The sequence below is a fragment of the Herbaspirillum sp. genome, assembly GCF_035644555.1.
In the GTDB taxonomy this organism is placed as follows: Bacteria; Pseudomonadota; Gammaproteobacteria; order Burkholderiales; family Burkholderiaceae_D; genus Herbaspirillum.
In genome coordinates this window covers 40221-59760 of the sequence record NZ_DASQOH010000003.1, presented here as the reverse complement: position 1 = coordinate 59760, position 19540 = coordinate 40221, and the positions used below count along the sequence as shown (strand labels likewise).

The following is a 19540-nucleotide window of genomic DNA, read 5'->3' as shown; positions in this document are numbered from 1 at the left end:
CGGCCTGCTGTCCCTGGGCGGGGAAGGCAGGCCGGATGTCAGGGCATTTTAACCCCTCCGGTCCGCATTTCCGCATCCGACCGGGGGCTTTGCTCGCATTGCCGGCCTATTTGACGGCCTGTCGCACTTCGGGCTGGGCCAGCACCTCGTCCAGGATGGCCCGCAGGCGCTGGAACATCAGCTCGAAATCGGCCGGGGTATAGCACAGCGCCGGCGCGAAACCGAGGATGTTGTCGCCGAAGGCGCGGAACACCAGGCCCTGCTGGTAGGCCACCTTGAAGATGCGTTCGTGCAGCTTCAGTTCAGGCGCGAAGCGCGCCTTGGTGTGCTTGTCGGCCACCAGTTCCAGCGCCCCCAACAGGCCCCGGCTGCGGGCGTCGCCCACCAGCGGATGATCCAGCAGGGCGCGCAGGCCACCGGTGAAATGCGGCTCGACCCGACGACCGTTTTCCAGCAGACCACCTTCCTCGTACAGGCGCAGCACCTCCAGCGCTACCGCCGCACTGACCGGATGGGCCGAATAGGTCTGCCCATGGCCGACCACCGTACTCATGGGCGCGCCATCGGCAATGCCCTGGTAGACCCGGTCCGACATCATCACCGCGCCCATCGGCGCGTAGCCTGCGGTCAGGCCCTTGGCCATGGTCATCAGGTCTGGCTGCACATCTTCGTCCAGGCAGGCGAACATGGGACCGGTGCGGCCGAAGCCGGTGATCACCTCATCCACCACGAACAGGATGCCCAGCTCGTTGCAGGCCAGCTGCATGGCCTTCAACCAGCCCTTGGGCGGCACCACCACGCCGCCCGAACCCTGGATCGGTTCGCAGAAGAAGGCCGCCACCTGGTCCGCGCCCAGTTCGGCCACCTTGTCGCGCAGCGCCTGTACCGAGGCGGCGATGATGGCCGCATCGTCGGCCAGTTCGCTGCGATAGGGATAGGGCGAGGGCAGGTAGTGCTGGGTCGGCAGCGGCAGGTCGAAGTGGAAGTGGAAGTTGGGCAGCGCGGTCAGGCCGGCGCCCACCGAGGAAGAACCATGGTAGCCCCGCTGCAGCGAGATGAAATGCTTCTTGGCCGGCTTGCCGATGGCGTTGTGGTAGTGCGTGATGTAGCGGACGGCGGCATCCACCGCATCCGATCCGCCCAGGGTGAAGTAGACATGCCGGAGCGAGGCCGGGCTGATGTCCACCAGCTTCTTGGCCAGCAGGATGGCCGGTTCCGAGGCGAAGTGGAAGTAGCCCGTGGCATACGGCAGGCGCTGCATCTGTTCGGTGGCGGCGCGGATCACGCTCTCCTGGCCATAGCCGGTGTTGACGCACCACAGGCCCGAGAAGGCATCCAGCAGTTCCTTGTCCTGATGGTCGGTCAGGTAGGCGCCACGGCCGGACTTGAGGATGATGGGTCCCAGCTCTTCGTGTTCGCGAAAGCTGGTCACGGGATGGATCAGGTGGCTGCGGTCGAGGGCAGCCAGGGTCGATGTTTGCATGAAGGAGGACTCGCTGACGATGGCGTTGAACAAGATCGTGCCAGGCGGGCGACACGACCGGGATGCGTTCTATGCTATGCCTGCCCGGTCGCAGCGAATGCGCAAGATGCGGGGTCCAAAAAGCATCTTCATGGGTTTTGCGGGCGGCTTTGGCATTTTCTGCGGCGCGCCCTGAGCGACCGGCTGCGGCCTCAGCCCAGCGCCTGGTTGACGATGGAAAACAGCTGCATGTCCGCCGCGCAAACCGGCGGCGTGCCCTTGCACATGCGCGTGACATGGTCGACGTTGGTCAGGCCCAGCGTGTCCAGCCAGGCCGGCAGGCCGCTGGATTCGAACACATCGATGCGGATGAAGGAATCCGAATAGGTATTGATCCAGTGCGCGATCAGACCCTTGGCGCGCTCGGCGTCGGGTGCCACCACCGGCCCGATCACGCGGCCATGGCCGAAGCGGCGCACCAGCGCAAAGCCCAGCATTTCGCCGTCGCGGTCCAGCGCCACGCCTTCGGACATCTCCAGCAGGGCCAGCAGCAGCTTGCTGCGCTCCATGCCGGTGGCGCGCGCATCCAGCGCCAGCAGGCGCTGCACATCGTTCTTGCCCATCGGCCGCACACGCTCGCCGGGCGGCAGCGAGACCAGCACCGGCTGTGCCGACGATCCCTGGAACTGGTGCAGCACATCCTGCTGCACGAAACCCAGCTGCCGGTACAGCGGCATACCGGCGGCGGTGGCATTGACCAGCAGGCTGCGGCCATTGACCTGGCTGGCGGCATGCTGCATCAGTCGCCGACCCAGGCCGCGCCGCTGCAGTTCGGCCTGCACCAGCAGCATGCCGATGACCGCGTGCTGCTCGCCGTAGCAGGTGCACACCACCGAACCGACCACCGGCAGCGCAGCGTCGGCCGCAGTGTGTTCCAGCAGATAACCTTGTCCCATCTGCAGCAGGAATTTCCAGTCCTCCAGCCGGTGCGGCCACTTGAAGCGCAGCGACAGCCGGTGGCAATTGCCCAGGTCATCCGGTGCGATGGCGCGCAGGCGCAGCTCCGGCAGGGGCGGCAGGGCGTGGGCGGAAGCGGGGGTGGACAGCGCGGGCATGGTGGCTCCTGGTCGGTTCAGTCGGGGAAGGGCTTAGAGCTGGCCCTGACACACGTACTTGGTGTGCAGGTAATCGTCCAGCCCATGCACCGAGCCTTCGCGGCCGTAGCCCGATTCCTTGACGCCGCCGAAGGGCGCCGCCTCGGCCGCCAGCGCACCCTCGTTGACGCCGACGATGCCGCTCTCCAGCGCATCGGTGACGCGGTGGATGCGCCGCACGTCGGTCGAATAGAAATACGCGGCCAGGCCGAAGGGCGTACCGTTGGCCGCCGCGATCACCTCCTCCTCGGTGGTGAAGCGCGTCACCGGCGCCACCGGGCCGAAGGTCTCTTCGCAGCTGCATTGCATGGCCGCGGTCACATTGGCCAGCACGGTGGGCGCGTAGTAGTTGTCGCTCTCGTAGCCGGGCCCCTGCAGGCGCTGGCCGCCGGTGATCACGTGGGCGCCGCGGGCGATGGCGTCGCGCACGTGCTGGTCGATCTTGGCGATGGCACGGGCATTGATCATCGGACCGATCTGCGAGGCCGGATCGCAGGCCGGGCCGACCTTCAGCGCCGCTACCCGTGCGCCCAGGCGGGCCACGAAGGCTTCATAGACCTTTTCCTGCACGTAGATGCGGTTGGGGCTCACGCAGGTCTGGCCGCCATTGCGGAACTTGGCTGCCATCACGCCGTCGATGGCGGCCTCCAGGTCGGCATCGTCGAAGACGATGAAGGGCGCATTGCCGCCCAGTTCCAGCGAGAGCTTCTTGAGGGTATCGGCCGAATGGCGTGCCAGGTGTTTGCCCACGGCGGTGGAGCCGGTAAAGCTGATCTTGCGCACCCGGCTGTCGGCCAGCCAGACATCGACCACTTCCGGCGTGCGCTCGCGCGAGGCCGTGACGATATTGATGACTCCGGCCGGTACGCCCGCTTCCTGCGCCAGCCGCACCAGCGCCAGCGAGGTCAGCGGGGTATCCTCGGCCGGCTTGCATACCACGGTGCAACCGGCGGCCAGGGCCGGTGCGATCTTGCGGGCGATCATCGCGGCCGGGAAGTTCCACGGCGTGATGGCGGCCACCACGCCCACCGGTTCCTTCAGCGCCAGCATGCGGCGGCCGGTGACCGGGGCCGGGATGATGTCGCCATTGGCGCGCGTGGCTTCTTCGCCGAACCATTCGACATAGCTGGCCGCATAGGCCACTTCACCACGACCCTCGGCCAGCGGTTTGCCCTGCTCGCGCGAGATCAGACGAGCCAAGTCTTCCTGGTGCGCCAGCAGCAAGTCGTTCCAGCGCTTGATGATGGTCGCGCGCTGCTTGGCAGGCGTGGCACGCCAGGCCGGGAATGCTGCAGCAGCGGCATCCACCGCGGCACGGGCATCGGCGGCATTGCCGTCGGGGACGCTGGCAAACACCTGGCCGGTGGCCGGATCGCTGACCGCAAGCTCGCGACCGTCGGCCGCTGCGCGCCATTCGGCGCCGATAAGGTGGGCGCCGGGCAGCAGGTCCTGGCGTTGCAGTTCGAGTGTAGTCATGGCAGGCATTCAGTAAAAGTAAAGACGATTCGAAAGAGTATTCACGCCAGCTTATCCTTGAGCCGGTAGTACATGCCCACCACCGGCAGGAACCAGGGCGCTCCGAAATGACCGGGGATGGCCGGCCATTCGCGGTCACGCCAGGGATTGGCCAGGGCATCGCCGGCCATCACCTGCGCCATGCACTGGCCCATGTGCACCGACATCTGCGTACCGTGGCCGCTATAGCCCATGGAATAGAACAGGCCATCGCGCTCGCCGGCCTGCGGCAGCCGGTCGCGCGTGATGTCGACCAGGCCGCCCCAGCAGTAGTCCAGTCGGACCGGACCCAGCTGCGGGAAGGTCTGCTGCAGGCCCTGGCGCAGGATCTCGCCACTGGCGGCATCGGACTGCGGGCTGGAAATCGCAAAGCGCGCCCGACCGCCGAAGACCAGCCGGGTATCGGGCGTCATCCGGAAATAGTGGTGGATATTGGCTACCGTGGTGTAGGTGCGCTGTTGGCTCAGCAGGCTGGCGGCGCGTTCGGTCCCCAGCGGCTCGGTCACCACGATGAAGCTGCCCACCGGCACGATGCGCCGGCGTAGCCAGCCGAAACTGCGGTAGGCCCCATGCCGGCTGGCGCCCGTGGCCAGCAGCACCTGCCGTGCCAGCACGCTGCCGCGCGTGGTGTGGACCCGATGCCCGTGGCTGTCGCCGATGCGTTCCAGCCGTCGTACCTCGGTGCCGGTGTGAATGGTCGCGCCGTGGCGCTCGGCCGCCATGGCTAGGCCGTAGGCGAATCGCCCCATGTGCATCTGGGCGCTGCGCTTGTAGAGCAGGCCGCCGTGGAAGCGCTCGCTCTGCACCTCGGCGCGCACCCGGGCGGCATCCAGGATTTCGACATCGCGGTCCACGCCGTCGGCCACCAGCCGTTCGGCGCTGCGCTGCAAGGCCTCCATGTGTTGCGGCCGGGTCGCCATCTTGAGCTTGCCGTGGCGCAGGAAATCGCAGTTGATGCCTTCCTCCTGCACCAGCCGTGCCACCGTATCGACTGCATCGTCATAGGCGTGGTACCAGGCGCGGGCGCGTTCGACGCCGACCCTCGCCGCCACCTCCGCATAATCCACCGCCAGGCCGTTGTTGACGTGGCCGCCGTTGCGGCCCGAGGCTTCGGCCGCCACATGCGGACCGGCTTCCAGCACGAGCACCGAGGCTCCGCGCCGGGCCAGTGCCAGCGCCGCCGACAGGCCGGTGAAGCCGCCGCCGACGATGGCCACGTCGACCTGCGCAGGCAGCTCGCGCGAGGGGGAGATATACAGCGGGGCAGAATCGGTCCAGTAGGATTCCAGCTTCATGGTCGGGATGTCGGGCAGGTAAATGGGGGCAGGGCGGCGCGTCTGCTGACGCAGCACGCCATGTCATCAAGGATAGGGCGTGCGGGCAAGCGATGTGGCGCGAACTGCAGCGCGCCGGCGGCATGGCATGCCGTTCTGGCGTGGGCAATCGGCATTTTGTTTGCCATGCGGCATCGCCTCCCGACTCAGTAACCGCGCTGGCGATCGACCAGCCCCAGCAGCGGCAGGCCGGCGCGATGGCGGCGCAGGTTCTCCAGCACTGCTTCCACGGCGCCATCGGGCTGGGTCATGCTGGCGATATGGGGCGTGAGCACGATGTCCGGATGGGTCCAGAAGGGGTGGCCCGGCGGCAAGGGTTCGACCTCGCACACGTCCAGCACCGCCGCAGCCAGCTGGCCGTCCGCCAGGGCGGCCAGCAGGTCGTCCTCGACCAGGTGGCCACCACGGCCGACGTTGACCAGCGCCGCGCCACGGGGCAGTTGCGCAAACAGGGCGGCATTGAGCATGCCACGCGTGTCCCCGGTCAGCGGCACCAGGCACACCAGCACATCGGTGCGCGCCAGGAAATCCCTCAGGCCCGCGCTGCCGCTGTAGCAGTCGATGCCCTCCAGCTGGTGCGCCGAACGGCTCCAGCCGGCGCAGGGAAAACCCAGTCCATGCAACTGCTGCAGCACCGCCTGGCCCAGCATGCCCAGACCCAGTACCCCGACCCGGCAGGCCGTGGCCGGCCGTACGCGATGCGCCCGCCACACCTGTTCGCGCTGCTGTCGGGCATAGAGGCGGCTGTCGCGATGCAGGCCCAGCACCGCGTGGGTCACGTATTGCACCATGCCGGCGGCAATCCCGGGTTCGGTCATGCGCACCACCGGCAGCTCAGGCGGCAGGGTGGACATGTCGAACTGGTCGATGCCGGCACCGACCGAAAACAGGATTTCCAGGTTGGGGAAGCGCTGGGCGATATCGTCCGGCGGCGTCCAGGCCGCCAGGTAGCGCACGCTGGCGTCATCGCCCTGGTGCGGCCAGATCTGGAAGGGCTGCTCCGGTGCCTTTTGCGCGAACAGCTCGGCCCATTCGGCGCCCCGCACGGGATCGGCTTTGTAGAGAAAGGTCATGGTGAGTCGCGCCGGCCGTTCAGCCCAGCGCCTGGTTGATCATGGAATAGGTACGCCAGGTCGGATCGGCTGTGGGCGGCGTGCCCCGGCACATGCTGACCACGTCGTCCACGCAGGTCAGGCCGATCTCCTGCAGCCAGGGTTTGAGGCCGGTGCGGCCGGGCACGTCGATGCGCATGTAGGCACCCGGGTAGGCGTTGACCCAATAGGCGATCAGCGCCTTGGCGTCTTCCACGCCGCTGGCGATGACCGGCCCGATCACGCGCCCGCGGCCGAATTCGCGCTGGAAGGCCACGCCCGCCACCTGTCCCTGCCGCTCCAGCACGACCACCTCGGCCAGTTTCAACAAGGCCTGCAGCAGGGCGCTGCGGTCGATACCGCTGGCCTGGTGATCCAGTGCCAGCAGGGCTGGCACTTCATCCGGGCGCAGCGGGCGGATGTGCGTGCCCGCCGGCAGCGTGGCGGGCGCGCTGGCCGTGGTGCTCTGGTGCTGGCTGAGGGTATCGGTGACCACGAAACCCAGTTTTTCATACAGCGGGCGCCCGGCCTCGGTGGCATTGAGGATGACGTTGCGGGAGCCGGCATCGGCCAGCAGGCGCTGCATCATGGCGCGCCCCAGGCCGCGTCCCTGCAGGGCATCAGCGATGATCACCAGACCCAGCGACGCATAGTCATCGTCCAGCCGGCACAGCATGCCGCTGCCGGCCACATTGAGGGTGCCATCAGGCTGTTCCTGTTCGACCGCCCAGCTGCTGCTGACCTGATGGTGGAACTGCCAGTCCGCCAAGCGGTGCGGCCAGTGCAGATGGAGGCTCATGGCATGGCAGGCCGGCAGATCCGTGGCGCGCATGGGGCGCAGCGTGGTGCGGTCGGCCTGGGTGGTGTCGAGCGTGCTTTCAGTGTGCATGAAGCTTGTCCTTATCAATACGTGTCGATCCATGTGATCGCGTTCTCTATGAGCGCTGCCTGCGAACCGGCCCGGCAGTCGGCACACCTCAGCGATGATGCGCCATCGGCGGCGCGCGGCGGATGGTTTCGATGCCGCGAATTCGCAATCTTATGGCGATCTGCACCCCTATCTCGGCACAAAATTGGGCGGCGTCGGCATTAGCATGGTGCTGCCCCGCATGGCTCACTGGTAAATGATTTACGCATGTGTGGTGCAAGCGATTGCCCAGGCAGTGTTCATCTGCGCCCACACCCTGCCTGCATCCGGATCGCCAGCCTGCCGACGGCAACTGCACCAGCTTGGTGAAAATGCCCCAAAGCAGCGCGTCCGGCTCGCATTGCTGCACTGCTCGGCAAGCTATGCTGATTGGGCCGTCGAAAACACATATTTCTGTTTCGCGGCCCCGTCAAAAAGGAATAAACCGCAAGTGTCGCCATGTTGTAATCCTTCTCATGCATTGAACCTCAGGCAAGAGAATTCGCCGCATCCCTTTGCAGGATCATTTTTTTGACAGGACGATTTTCCATGAGCACTTTCAAGCCCAAATTCATCACCTTCGACTGCTACGGCACGCTGACCCGTTTCCAGATGTCGGAAACCGCGCAGAAGATCTACGCCGACCGTGTATCGGCCGAGGACATGCCTTTCTTCCTGCGCCAGTTCGCTGCCTATCGCTTCGATGAAGTGCTGGATCAGTGGAAGCCCTACGAACAGGTCTGCAAGAACGCCATCACCCGTACCTGCGCGCGCTGGGGCATCAAGACCACCGACGAGGAAACCGGCGCCTTCTACAAGGCCGTGCCGACCTGGGGCCCGCATGCCGACGTGCCGGCCGGCCTGTCCAAGGTGGCCAAGGAATTCCCGTTGGTGATCTTCTCCAACGCCGACGACAGCCAGATCATGCATAACGTCGAACAACTGGGTGCGCCCTTCCACAAGGTCTTCACCGCCCAGCAGGCACAAGCCTACAAACCGCGCCTGAGCGCCTTCGAATACATGCTCGACAACCTCAACTGCAATCCGGAAGACGTGCTGCACGTCTCTTCCAGCCTGCGCTACGACCTCATGCCGGCCTCCGACATGGGGATCAAGAACAAGGTCTTCGTCAGTCGCGGTCATGAGCCCTCGACGCCGTACTACGGCTATACCGAGATCAAGGACATCTCCGGTCTGCCCGGCGTGCTCGGTCTGTAAGCCGGGCTGGAGCAGGAAGGGAGCCGCCCGCGTGCAGCACGTGAGCGGGCACTCCCGGCAACAGCAGTGTTCCGGTCGTCGCCGGCCTGGCATCAGGCTTGCGATCCATGCGACCGGCTACCATCAGGTGGCACGCTCTGTGCGGAGGGATCTGCGACAGCAGACGCCAGGGCAGGCCGGTGGTCTTCGTGGTTGAACTTTTATCGTGAGGCTTTTCATGAGCAAGCAGGAAAACGGACGACTCCCCGCAGAGGGCTCCATCATCACCGGCGCATCGCCGGACCACGTGCAGGGCGGCTTCACCCGCCGCGACATGATGCGCACCCTGCTGGCCGGCAGTCTCATGACGGTGGGCGGCACGGGCCTGCTCACGGCCAGCGGCAGCGCCATGGCGCAGGCGGCACAGACCGGCAAGCGCGGTGGCAAGATGCGCATCGCCACCCAGACCAGCTCCACCGCCGACACCCTGGACCCGGCCAAGACCGCGCACTCCACCGACTACACCCGGGTGCACATGTTCTACAACGGCCTGACCAAGCTGGACGGCAAGCTGGGGCCGCAGATGGTGCTGGCCGAGGAGATGCTCACCAACGACGCCATCACCTGGACCGTCAAGCTGAAGAAGGGTATCAGCTTCCACGACGGCAAGCCGCTCACCCCGGCCGACGTGGTCTTCTCGCTCATGCGCCACAAGGACCCGGCCACCGCCTCCAAGGTCAAGGTGCTGGCCGACCAGATCGAATCGGTCAAGGCCAGCGGTCCCAATGAAGTGCAGATCAAGCTCACCAGCGCCAATGCCGACCTGCCGGTGATCCTGGCGACCGCGCAGTTCCTGATCGTGCGCGACGGCACCACCAACTTCAGCAGCGCCAACGGCACCGGTGCCTTCAAGCTCAAGGAATTCACCCCCGGCGTGCGCACCATCGGCGTACGCAACGAAAACTACTGGAAGAGCGGCCTGCCCTACCTGGACGAGGTCGAACTGTTCGGCATCCCCGACGAGGCTGCCCGCGTCAATGCGCTGCTCTCCGGCGACGTGCACTGGATCAACGACGTCAACGCCCGCTCCACCGGCCGCGTCAAGGGCACCGCCGGCTATACCGTCATGGAAACCAAGTCGGGCCAGTACACCGACCTGATCATGCGCCAGGATGTGGCACCCGGCAGCAGCATGGATTTCACCCTGGGCATGAAGTACCTGCTGGACCGCGAACAGATCAAGATGGCCGCCTTCCGTGGCTACGCCGTCACCGCCAACGACCAGCCGATCGACCCGACCAACCGCTTCTACTTCGCCGGCCTGCCGCAGCGCGCCTTCGATCCCGACAAGGCCAAGTTCCACCTGGAGAAGGCCGGTGTCATGGGCAGCACCATTCCCATCGTGGCCTCGGTGGCCGCCACCGGCTCGGTGGACATGGCCGTGCTGATGCAGCAGAGCGCTGCCAAGATCGGCCTGAAGCTTGATGTCAAGCGGGTCCCGGCCGATGGCTACTGGTCCAACCAGTGGATGAAGGTGCCGGTCGGCTTCGGCAACATCAATCCGCGCCCCAGTGCCGACATCCTGCTGACCCAGTTCTTCAAGTCGGATGCCCAGTGGAACGAATCGGGCTGGAAGAATGCCCAGTTCGACCAGCTGGTGGTAGCCGCGCGCGGCGAGACCGACTTCACCAAGCGCAAGGCGATGTATGCCGACCTGCAGACCATGATCCACGAGAAGTGCGGCATCGGTATCCCGGTCTTCATCATCAACCTGGAAGGCATGAGCACCAAGGTCAAGGGCATCGATCCGGTGCCGCTGGGTGCCTTCATGAACTACACCTGTGCCGAGTACGTCTGGCTGGATGCGTGAGAACGGGAAAGTCTCACGCCTGATGCAATGAAGGCAGTGCAAGTCGCATGGGACCGGTCGGCACAGTCGGCCGGTCCCGGCACTGGTTACCGAGGATAGCTATGAATGGAATGGTCCTGCGTCTGATCGTGCGCCGCCTGCTGCAGGCGGTGTTGACGCTGTTGCTGGTGTCGGCCGGCGTGTTCTTCATCACCAACCTGTTGCCGGGCGATGCCGCCCAGACCGCGCTGGGTCAGGCGGCCACGCCCGAGACGGTGGCCGCGCTGCGCCTGCAGTACGGACTGGACCTGCCGGCCCCGCTGCGTTATGCCCACTGGCTGGGCAACCTGGTTTCGGGCAATCCGGGCATGTCGCTGGTCAACAATGTGCCGGTGGCGCAGATGATAGGTGGGCGCCTGCCGGCCTCGCTGATGCTGGCCGCCGTCACCGCCCTGGTCTCGGTGCCGCTGGCGCTGTTCCTGGGCATCTTCTCGGCCATGCACCGTGGCTCCTTCTTCGACCGTGCCGTCAATGTCAGCGCGGTGTCGATGGTCTCGGTGCCGGAGTTCCTGGTGGCCACCGTGGCGGTGATGATCTTCGCCGTCAAGCTGCGCTGGCTGTCGGCGCTGTCGCAAGCCACCGAGGCCGCCACCCTGGGTGCCTTCGTCAAGGCCTATGCCATGCCGGTGCTGACGCTGTGCTGCGTGATCGTGGCCCAGATGACGCGCATGACCCGTGCCGCCGTGATCGACCAGCTGCGTTCTTCCTACGCCGAGATGGCCCTGCTCAAGGGCGTCAGCCGCACCCGCATCGTGCTGCGCCATGCGCTGCCCAATGCCATCGGTCCGATCGCCAATGCGGTCGCGCTGAGCCTGTCCTATCTGCTGGGCGGGGTGATCATCGTGGAGAGCATCTTCAACTATCCCGGCATTGCCACCCTGATGATCGACGCCGTGACCACCCGCGACATGCCGCTGGTACAGGCCTGCTCGATGATCTTCTGTGCCGGCTACCTGCTGCTGGTGCTGACGGCCGATGTGCTGGCCATTGTTTCCAATCCAAGGTTGAAGACCCGATGAAAGCCCTCCACGACTCCACCGGCGGGGAAGTTGCCGCCCCGGCTGCTCCCGCTCCTGCGAAGCGCGCGCGCCGCCACTCGAACATGGCCTGGATCGGCATGGCCATCGTCGGCTTCTGGGTGCTCATGGCCATCCTCGGCCCCAGCATCTCGCCCTACGACGCCACCGCCATCGTCGATACCGACGTGTTTTCCGGCATGAGTCACAAGTTCCTGCTGGGCAGCGACTACCTGGGGCGTGACATGTTGAGCCGCATCCTCTTCGGCACCCGCGCCACTATTGGCCTGGCGCTGGCGGCGACCGTACTGGCCAGCGCCACCGGCACCGCCGTGGCGCTGTTTGCGGCCTTCTCCGGCGGCTGGCGCGATGCCGTCATCAGCCGCGCCCTGGACGCCCTGATCTCGATTCCCAGCAAGATGTTCGCGCTGATGATGGTGGCCACCTTCGGTTCTTCCATGCTGCTGCTGGTGGTCACCGCCGCCATCACCTACATGCCAGGCGCCTACCGCATCGCCCGTTCGCTGGCGGTCAATGTGCAGGCCATGGAATACGTGCAGGCTGCGCGTGCCCGTGGCGAGGGCGTGTGGTACATCATGACCACCGAAATGCTGCCCAACATGATCCGCCCGGTGCTGGCCGACTTCGGTCTGCGCTTCGTCTACGTGGTGCTGCTGCTGTCGGGCCTGAGCTTCCTCTCGCTGGGCGTACAGCCGCCGGATGCCGACTGGGGCTCGCTGGTGCGGGAAAACATTTCCGGCCTGGGCGAGGGTGCCCTGGCGGTGATCATGCCGGCGCTGGCCATTGCCTCGCTCACCATCGGCGTGAACCTGCTGATCGACAACCTGCGCGGCAAGCGCGCTGCCAAGGAGTAAGCCTGTGAAGCAGTTCGATACTTTCCTCGGCAAGAAGGGCAGCACGCCCGCCTCCCCGACCGGCCAGCCCCTGGTCGAGGTGCAGGGGCTGCGGGTGAGCGTGCGCAAGGACGATGGCTCCGCGGTGGAGATCGTCAAGGACGTCAATTTCACCGCCGCGCCCGGCGAGGTGCTGGCCCTGATCGGCGAATCCGGCTCCGGCAAGACCACCATCGCGTTGTCGCTGCTGGGCTATGCCCGTAAAGGTTGCCACATTGCCGGCGGCCAGGTCCGCATCGGCCAGCGCCAGATCGACCAGATGGATGAGAAGGCGCTGCTGGCCATGCGCGGCCATCATGTGGCCTATATCGCCCAGAGTGCGGCGGCAGCCTTCAACCCGGCGCGCACCTTGATGGATCAGGTCATCGAGAGTGCCCTGCAACATCGCGTGATGGACAAGGCCAGCGCCCGCGCCAAGGCGGTCGAGCTGTTCCGCGCACTGGCGCTGCCGAAACCCGAGAGCATCGGCGACCGTTATCCGCACCAGGTCTCGGGTGGTCAGCTGCAACGCGTGATGGCGGCCATGGCCCTGATCACCGATCCGGAACTGGTGATCCTGGACGAACCCACCACGGCCCTGGACGTGACTACCCAGATCGAGGTGCTGCGCGCCTTCAAGAAGGTGGTCAAGGAACTCGGCACCACCGCCGTCTATGTTTCCCACGACCTGGCCGTGGTGGCGCAGATGGCCGACCGCATCATCGTGCTGCGCGACGGCGCCGTGCGTGAGATGGGCAGCACCGGACAGGTGCTGCATGAACCCGCCGACAGCTATACCCAGAGTCTGATTGCGGCCGCTTCTCCGGCCACGCGGGTGGCGCAGCTACGTGAAGTGCTGCCGGCCAGCCTGCCGGCCGACGCCAGGGCGCCGCTCTTGCGCATCAGCGGCCTGGTGGCCGGCTACGGCGCCCCGGACCGGCTGGGCCTGCCCGGTGTACGCATCCTGGATGACATCAACCTCACCATCCAGCGCGGCAGCACGGTGGGCATCATCGGCGAATCCGGCTCCGGCAAGACCACCCTGGCACGCGCGGTGGCCGGCATGATCGCCCCGGCGCGCGGCAGCATCCAGCTCGATGGCCAGAACCTCTCGCCGACCCTGGAGGGACGCAGCCGCGAACAGTTCCGACGGGTGCAGATCGTGTTCCAGAACGCCGATACCGCGCTCAACCCGGCCCACAGCATCGGCCGCATCCTGAACCGCCCGCTGGCCTTCTATCACGGCCTCAAGGGCGATGCCATGCGGCGTCGCACGGCCGAACTGCTGGACCTGGTCAAGCTTCCCTCCAGCGTGATCGACCGCCTGCCGGCCGAACTCTCCGGCGGCCAGAAGCAGCGCGTGAACCTGGCCCGCGCCCTGGCCGCCAAGCCCGACCTGATCCTGTGCGACGAGGTGACCTCAGCCCTGGATACGGTGGTGGCTGCCGCCATCCTGGAACTGCTGGCCGAGCTGCGGCGCGAGCTGCAGGTGTCCTATATGTTCATCAGCCACGACATCAGCACGGTGCGCGCCATCTGTGATGACATCGTGGTGCTGTATGCCGGTCGCATGGTCGCCAACCGCCCGCGCGAGGCGATGATGGCGCCGCCTTACCACCCGTATTCGCACCTCTTGCTGTCGTCGGTCCCGGCCATGCAGCAGGGCTGGCTGGAACAGGTGGCCGGGGCCGGTCAGCACAAGCTGCCGCCCATCGGCGCGGCCGACCCGTCGCCTGAGATCTGCGCCTTCCTGCCGCGCTGTTCGCTGCGGGTGGATGGCGTCTGCAACGTGGTGCCGCCGCGTCGCCGCAACATGGAACATGGCGGCGAGATCCTGTGCCATCGCTCCGACGCCGACCTGCAGCAGGCACAGGCGCCGCTGCTGCCGGTGGAAGGCGTGACGGTCTGATCCCGGCACCGGTATTCGAATTCAGGCCAAGTCGATTGGCCAACCCATAGGAGAAGAAATGTCTGCAGCGTTGGTGTTGTACCGTGCCTCTGGCGCGCCCTTGTCCACCCCGTTCCGCCCGGCCGCGCTGGGCCAGGCTGATCCCTTTGCCGCTTCGCGAGAAATCGCCTGGCAGGGCAGCGGCGGTATGAGCGCGGGCCGGTTGCGCCTGGAAGGCGCATTCGAGATCGCCCGTTTCCCGCACCAGGAGACCCTGGTGGTGGTGCAGGGCGAACTGCATGTCGAGACCGAGGGCGCCGCGCCGCTGGTGCTCAAGCCCGACAGCGGTGTGGTGCTCACCACCGGCGCCGCGCTGCGTGTATCGGCTCCGGTGCCGACGCTGGTGGTGTTCTGCGCGGCTGATTGCCCGCAACCGGTGCAGCCGGGCGTGTTCCCGCTGGTGGCCGAGGCCGACTTCAAGCCCTCGGCCAATTCTCTGCCCAAGGAGATCCTGCTGGGGCCGGTCCCGCAATGCCGCAGCGACAACGTGGTCGATGAGACTTCCATCCACGCCAAGATCGGCACCTGGGACTCCACCCCTTACCACCGTATCGTGCGCGCCCATCCGGTCAATGAATTCATGCACATCCTCGATGGCGGGGTGCGCTTCGCCGAGCCCGATGGCAGCGTGGTGGCGGTGGAGCGGGGCGATGCCGTGTTCGTGCCGCAGGGCGCTTCCATCGGCTGGGAGAGCAGCGAGCGTGTGGCCAAGTTCTATGTGGTCCAGACCGTGCCGGCCGGGGAGGGAAAGTAAGATGTCGCCCCCACTCGTCCAAGTCCAGAGTCCGACCACGCCGCCTGCCGCGGCCGACGTGGTCATCATCGGTGGCGGCATCATCGGCATCTTCACCGCCTACTACCTGGCCAAGCGCGGCATCTCGGTGGCCGTGGTCGAAAAGGGTCGCATTGGCGCCGAGCAGTCCAGCCGCAACTGGGGCTGGTGCCGCCAGCAGAACCGCGATGCCCGCGAGCTGCCCATGGCGACCAAGAGTATCGACCTGTGGGAGCAGTTCTCCGCCGAGAGCGGCGAGGATACCGGTTTCACCCGCTGCGGCCTGCTCTACCTGTCCAACGATGACGAGGAAATCAATCGCTGGGCCACCTGGGGCAAGTTCGCCAAGAGTGCCGGCGTGACTACCTATATGCTGGACAGCAAACAGGCCGCCGAACGTGGTCACGCCACCCGGCGTCCCTGGAAGGGCGGGGTGTTCTCGCCCACCGACGGCACTGCCGATCCGGGCAAGGCGGCACCGGCGGTGGCGCGCGCGGTGATGAAGCTGGGCGGTCACGTGATCCAGCAATGCGCGGCGCGTGGTATCGAAACCGAAGGAGGCCGCGTTTCCGGTGTGATCACCGAAGCCGGCGTCATCAAGACCCGCACCGCCATCCTGGCCGGCGGCGCCTGGGCGTCATCGTTCTGCCACCAGCTGGGCATCCGCTTTCCGCAGGCCTCGGTGCGGCAGTCCATCATGAGTGTGGCGCCGACCAACGAGCCCCTGCCGGGCGCACTCTACACCTCGGGTGTGGCGGTCACGCGGCGCAGCGACGGCTCCTATGCACTGGCCATCAGTGGTCGGGCGCGGGTCGATCCGACCTTGCAGTTCCTGCGCTTTTCGCCGCAATTCCTGCCGATGTTCGCCAAGCGCTGGCGCAACCTGTCGCCGGGTGGCCTGCAGGCCTGGCGCAGTGGTCACGAGAGCCTGTCGCGCTGGCGCCTGGATGCCCCCACGCCGATGGAACACATGCGCATCCTGGATGCGCCGGCCGATCCGGTGTCCATCCGTGCCACCCATCGCCGCGCCATCGAACTGTTGCCCGAGCTGGCAGAGGCCCGCGTCACCCATACCTGGGCCGGCTATGTGGACAGCACGCCCGACGGCGTGCCAGGCATCGGCGAATTGCCGCAGACGCCGGGGCTGATCCTGGCGGCCGGCTTCTCCGGCCACGGTTTCGGTATCGGACCGGGTGCCGGGCACCTGATCGCCGACCTGGCCAGTGGCGTCACGCCCATCGTCGATCCGCGCCCCTATCACCCGAATCGCTTCAACGATTCGTCCTGGGGCAAGGTCGCCGACTTCTGAGGCGGACGGCCTTCAGCGGCGCCAGGGCAGTGGCGCGAAGGCGCGCCGGGCGGCCTCCAGAAACAGACGCTGGCGGGTGGTCAGGCCCTGGCGACTGGGCAACAGCGCCATGATCGGCGCCGGGTCCAGCTGCCAGCCCGGCAGTACGCGCTTGAGATGGCCGTCGCCCAGCAGATGGGCGCAATCCCATTCGGAACGGGCCACGAAGCCTTCGCCGTCGAGCGCCCAGTCGCGCGTGACGGTGCCATCGTTGGAGGACAGCATGCCGTGCAGCCGCACCGTGAGTGCCTTGCCGGTGCGACGCCCGGCGCCGTCCACCGGTGTAAAGCGCAGGCGGCTGACGTCGTCGTCGTTCTCGCGCAGGCAGACATAGGGGTAGTCGACCAGTTCGGACGGATGCTTCAGGCGCTGCATGCGTCGTGCCAATGCCGGTGCGGCGCACAGGAAGCGCTCGTTGGGCGCCAGGAAATGGCCGATCCACGAGGAGCCCTTGACGCGCCCGATGGAGATCACCGCATCGGCGCCGGTGGCGGCGGCCAGCGGACTTTCGGCCAGCAGCAGCGAAATCGCCAACTGCGGGTGGCTGCGCTGCAGGTCGCGCACCAGCGGCGCCACGTAGCGGCGCCCGAAGCCGAATGGCGCCACCACCCGCAGCGAACCGCTCACGCCGGAACCGAGCCCGCCACGGTCGGCCTCGCGCGAGACCCGCGCCGTGAGCGATTCGATGCGCTCCAGGATGTCCACGGATTCCTGCACCAGGCGCTGCCCCTCGTCGGTCAGCGCAAAGCCGCGGGTGGCGCGGTTGGCCACGCGCACGCCGATGCGTTCCTCGATGCGCTGCAGGCGCACGGTGACCGCCGGTGGGGTCAGGTCCAGCAGGCGCGCGGCCGCGGCCAGCGAAGCGCTGGCGCCCAGCGCCCGCAGCAGTTGCATGTCATCGAGTTGCAGCATTAAAGACCTCTTAATGGTGGATTGAACGGATATTAAACATGGATGATCCCCGTCTGGCTACAGTCCATCTCAGGAAATCTTCGGCGGCATGGCCGATCTCTTGCAAACCTTCTTCTTTTCGATCAGCCCATTTCATGACTCACGATAGCGACTCCCACCATTACCCCGTGACCATCAACCCGGTCGGCCTGGCCACGCCGGGCGGTCACTACAGCCATGTCGCCAGCGGCAACGGCATGCTGTTCATCTCCGGCCAGCTGCCCATCGACGCCAGTGGCCACAAGCTCACCGAGGCGTCCTTCGAGGTCCAGGCGCGGCAGGTGCTGGCCAATGTCGAGACCGCCCTCATCGGTGGCGGCAGCGAGATCGGCAAGCTTCTGCAGGTGCGTATCTACCTCACCGACGTGGCGCACTGGCCCCTGTTCAACCAGATCTATGCAGCCTGGGCCGGGGCTGCCCGTCCGGCGCGCGCGGTCGTACCGGTACCGGCCCTGCATTTCGGCCTGCAGATCGAGGTCGAGGCGACCGCACTGTTGTGAACACACCGTTGCGCGACCTGGACCGACCCCAACCCAAGGACATCCCGACATGACCCTTCACGCCTCTGCCTCACTTCCGCTGGACCACCTGGGCCGCACCGCCCGGCTGGCGCATTTCTATATCGATGGTGCCTGGGTGCGCCCTCAGGGTAGCGAATGCGCCAGCGTCATCGCCCCGGCCACCGAAGCGGCGGTCGGCGAGATCGCGCTGGGCAATGCCGCCGATGTGGACCGTGCGGTGCAGGCCGCACGACGGGCCTTCCCGGCCTGGGCCGCGACTTCGCCGGCCGAACGCGCCGTCTTGCTGGGCCGCGTACATGCCTTGCTGCTGGAACGCAGCGAACTGTTCGCCCAGGCGCTCACGCTGGAAATGGGCGCGCCCATCAGCTACGCCCGCAACGCCCACGTGCCGCTGGCGGCCGAGCACCTGCGCGTTGCCCGCGACAACCTGGCCGACTATCCCTTCATCCGCCCACGCGGCACCACTGCCATCGTGCGCGAGCCCATCGGCGTATGCGCCCTGATCACGCCCTGGAACTGGCCGATCTACCAGATCACCGCCAAGGTCGGCCCGGCCCTGGCGGCCGGCTGCACGGTAGTGCTCAAGCCCAGCGAACTGTCGCCGCTGTCGGCGCTGCTGTTCGCCGAGATCGTGCACGAGGCCGGGGTGCCGGCCGGGGTCTTCAATCTGGTCAATGGCACCGGCGCCGAAGTCGGCGCGGCCCTGTCCGTGCATCCGCAGGTGGACATGATTTCCATCACCGGTTCCACTCGTGCCGGCGTGCTGGTGGCGCAGGCGGCGGCGACCACCGTCAAGCGCGTAGCCCAGGAGCTGGGTGGAAAATCGCCCAACCTGGTGCTGCCGGACGCCGATCTGGAGCGCGCCATCCCACCCGGGGTGGCGGCCGCCCTGCGCAACATGGGCCAGTCCTGCAGCGCGCCCACACGGCTGATCGTGCCCCGCGTGGCGCTGGATCGCGTGCATGCCCTGGCGCTGGCAGCGCTGGCGCAGATGCAGGTGGGCGATCCGTGGCAGGAGTCCACCACCCATGGCCCGCTGGCCAATCGCGCCCAGTTCCTGCGGGTGCAGCAGATGATCGAGGCCGGCCTGCAGGATGGCGCGCGGCTGCTGGCCGGCGGTCCCGGACGCCCGCAGGGGCTGGATCAGGGCTACTATGCGCGACCCACGATCTTCTCGGACGTGCATACCGACATGGTGATCGCGCAGGAGGAAATCTTCGGCCCGGTTCTGGCCATCCTGCCCTACGACAGCGTGGAAGAAGCCATCGCCATCGCCAATGACAGCGTCTATGGCCTGGGGGCTCATGTGCAGGGGACCGACAAGGACCAGGTGCGCGCCGTGGCGGCCCGCATTCAGTCCGGCCAGGTCCACCTGAACTACCCGGCCTGGGACCCGCAGGCGCCCTTCGGCGGCTACAAGCAGTCCGGCAACGGCCGCGAGTACGGCGTCGAGGGTATGGAAGAGTACATGGAAGTGAAATCGATCCTGGGCTACTACGCCTGATCGCCTGTCGAATCGGAG

The 19540-nt window shown here is 66.7% G+C and carries 16 protein-coding genes; 9 read left to right on the top strand and 7 right to left on the bottom strand.

Going from position 1 to position 19540, the window contains the following annotated elements; translation table 11 throughout:
- Positions 1-106 precede the first annotated feature (106 nt).
- The 6 genes from VE092_RS00560 to VE092_RS00535 form a co-directional block, all read right to left on the bottom strand.
- On the bottom strand, positions 107-1483 hold the full coding sequence (locus tag VE092_RS00560; protein WP_324872760.1) for an aspartate aminotransferase family protein: 1377 nt from the start codon (positions 1481-1483) through the stop codon (positions 107-109).
- A 191-nt stretch (positions 1484-1674) separates the two neighbouring features.
- Positions 1675-2577 (bottom strand): GNAT family N-acetyltransferase, encoded by a 903-nt coding sequence (locus VE092_RS00555; protein ID WP_324872758.1) that lies wholly within the window; start codon positions 2575-2577, stop codon positions 1675-1677.
- 33 nt (positions 2578-2610) lie between these two features.
- Positions 2611-4092 (bottom strand): NAD-dependent succinate-semialdehyde dehydrogenase, encoded by a 1482-nt coding sequence (locus VE092_RS00550; protein WP_324872757.1) that lies wholly within the window; start codon positions 4090-4092, stop codon positions 2611-2613.
- A 41-nt stretch (positions 4093-4133) separates the two neighbouring features.
- A complete protein-coding gene (locus VE092_RS00545) occupies positions 4134-5426 on the bottom strand; it encodes an FAD-binding oxidoreductase (protein WP_324872816.1) in 1293 nt (430 codons plus the stop codon).
- A 185-nt stretch (positions 5427-5611) separates the two neighbouring features.
- A complete protein-coding gene (locus tag VE092_RS00540; RefSeq protein WP_324872755.1) occupies positions 5612-6538 on the bottom strand; it encodes a glyoxylate/hydroxypyruvate reductase A in 927 nt (308 codons plus the stop codon).
- Between the two features lie 19 nt (positions 6539-6557).
- Positions 6558-7445 carry a GNAT family N-acetyltransferase gene (locus VE092_RS00535; protein ID WP_324872753.1) on the bottom strand — a complete coding sequence of 296 codons (888 nt, stop codon included), beginning with the start codon at positions 7443-7445 and terminating at the stop codon, positions 6558-6560.
- Between the two features lie 567 nt (positions 7446-8012).
- Between VE092_RS00535 and VE092_RS00530 the strand changes: the two genes are divergently transcribed.
- From VE092_RS00530 to VE092_RS00500, 7 genes are all read left to right on the top strand, one after another.
- The gene (locus tag VE092_RS00530; protein ID WP_324872751.1) at positions 8013-8681 is read left to right on the top strand and encodes a haloacid dehalogenase type II; all 669 of its coding nucleotides are present in this window, start codon (positions 8013-8015) and stop codon (positions 8679-8681) included.
- A 217-nt stretch (positions 8682-8898) separates the two neighbouring features.
- Positions 8899-10530 carry an ABC transporter substrate-binding protein gene (locus tag VE092_RS00525; protein WP_324872749.1) on the top strand — a complete coding sequence of 544 codons (1632 nt, stop codon included), beginning with the start codon at positions 8899-8901 and terminating at the stop codon, positions 10528-10530.
- Positions 10531-10631: 101 nt separating this feature from the next.
- On the top strand, positions 10632-11588 hold the full coding sequence (locus tag VE092_RS00520; RefSeq protein WP_324872747.1) for an ABC transporter permease: 957 nt from the start codon (positions 10632-10634) through the stop codon (positions 11586-11588).
- A complete protein-coding gene (locus tag VE092_RS00515; protein ID WP_324872745.1) occupies positions 11585-12460 on the top strand; it encodes an ABC transporter permease in 876 nt (291 codons plus the stop codon). The genes VE092_RS00520 and VE092_RS00515 overlap by 4 nt, the downstream gene beginning before the upstream one ends.
- Positions 12461-12464: 4 nt before the next feature.
- The gene (locus VE092_RS00510; RefSeq protein WP_324872743.1) at positions 12465-14387 is read left to right on the top strand and encodes an ABC transporter ATP-binding protein; all 1923 of its coding nucleotides are present in this window, start codon (positions 12465-12467) and stop codon (positions 14385-14387) included.
- A gap of 58 nt (positions 14388-14445) precedes the next feature.
- Complete coding sequence (locus VE092_RS00505) at positions 14446-15180, top strand: cupin domain-containing protein (RefSeq protein ID WP_324872741.1); 735 nt, start codon at positions 14446-14448, stop codon at positions 15178-15180.
- Position 15181: 1 nt separating this feature from the next.
- Positions 15182-16507: an FAD-binding oxidoreductase gene (locus VE092_RS00500; RefSeq protein WP_324872739.1), complete on the top strand. Its 1326-nt coding sequence runs from the start codon at positions 15182-15184 to the stop codon at positions 16505-16507.
- 12 nt (positions 16508-16519) lie between these two features.
- Here the strand turns inward: VE092_RS00500 and VE092_RS00495 are convergent, their stop codons facing one another.
- The gene (locus VE092_RS00495) at positions 16520-17458 is read right to left on the bottom strand and encodes a LysR family transcriptional regulator (RefSeq protein WP_324872737.1); all 939 of its coding nucleotides are present in this window, start codon (positions 17456-17458) and stop codon (positions 16520-16522) included.
- A 134-nt stretch (positions 17459-17592) separates the two neighbouring features.
- Between VE092_RS00495 and VE092_RS00490 the strand changes: the two genes are divergently transcribed.
- Complete coding sequence (locus VE092_RS00490) at positions 17593-17997, top strand: RidA family protein (RefSeq protein ID WP_324872735.1); 405 nt, start codon at positions 17593-17595, stop codon at positions 17995-17997.
- A gap of 49 nt (positions 17998-18046) precedes the next feature.
- On the top strand, positions 18047-19522 hold the full coding sequence (locus VE092_RS00485; RefSeq protein WP_324872733.1) for an aldehyde dehydrogenase family protein: 1476 nt from the start codon (positions 18047-18049) through the stop codon (positions 19520-19522).
- The last annotated feature ends 18 nt before the right edge of the window (positions 19523-19540 follow it).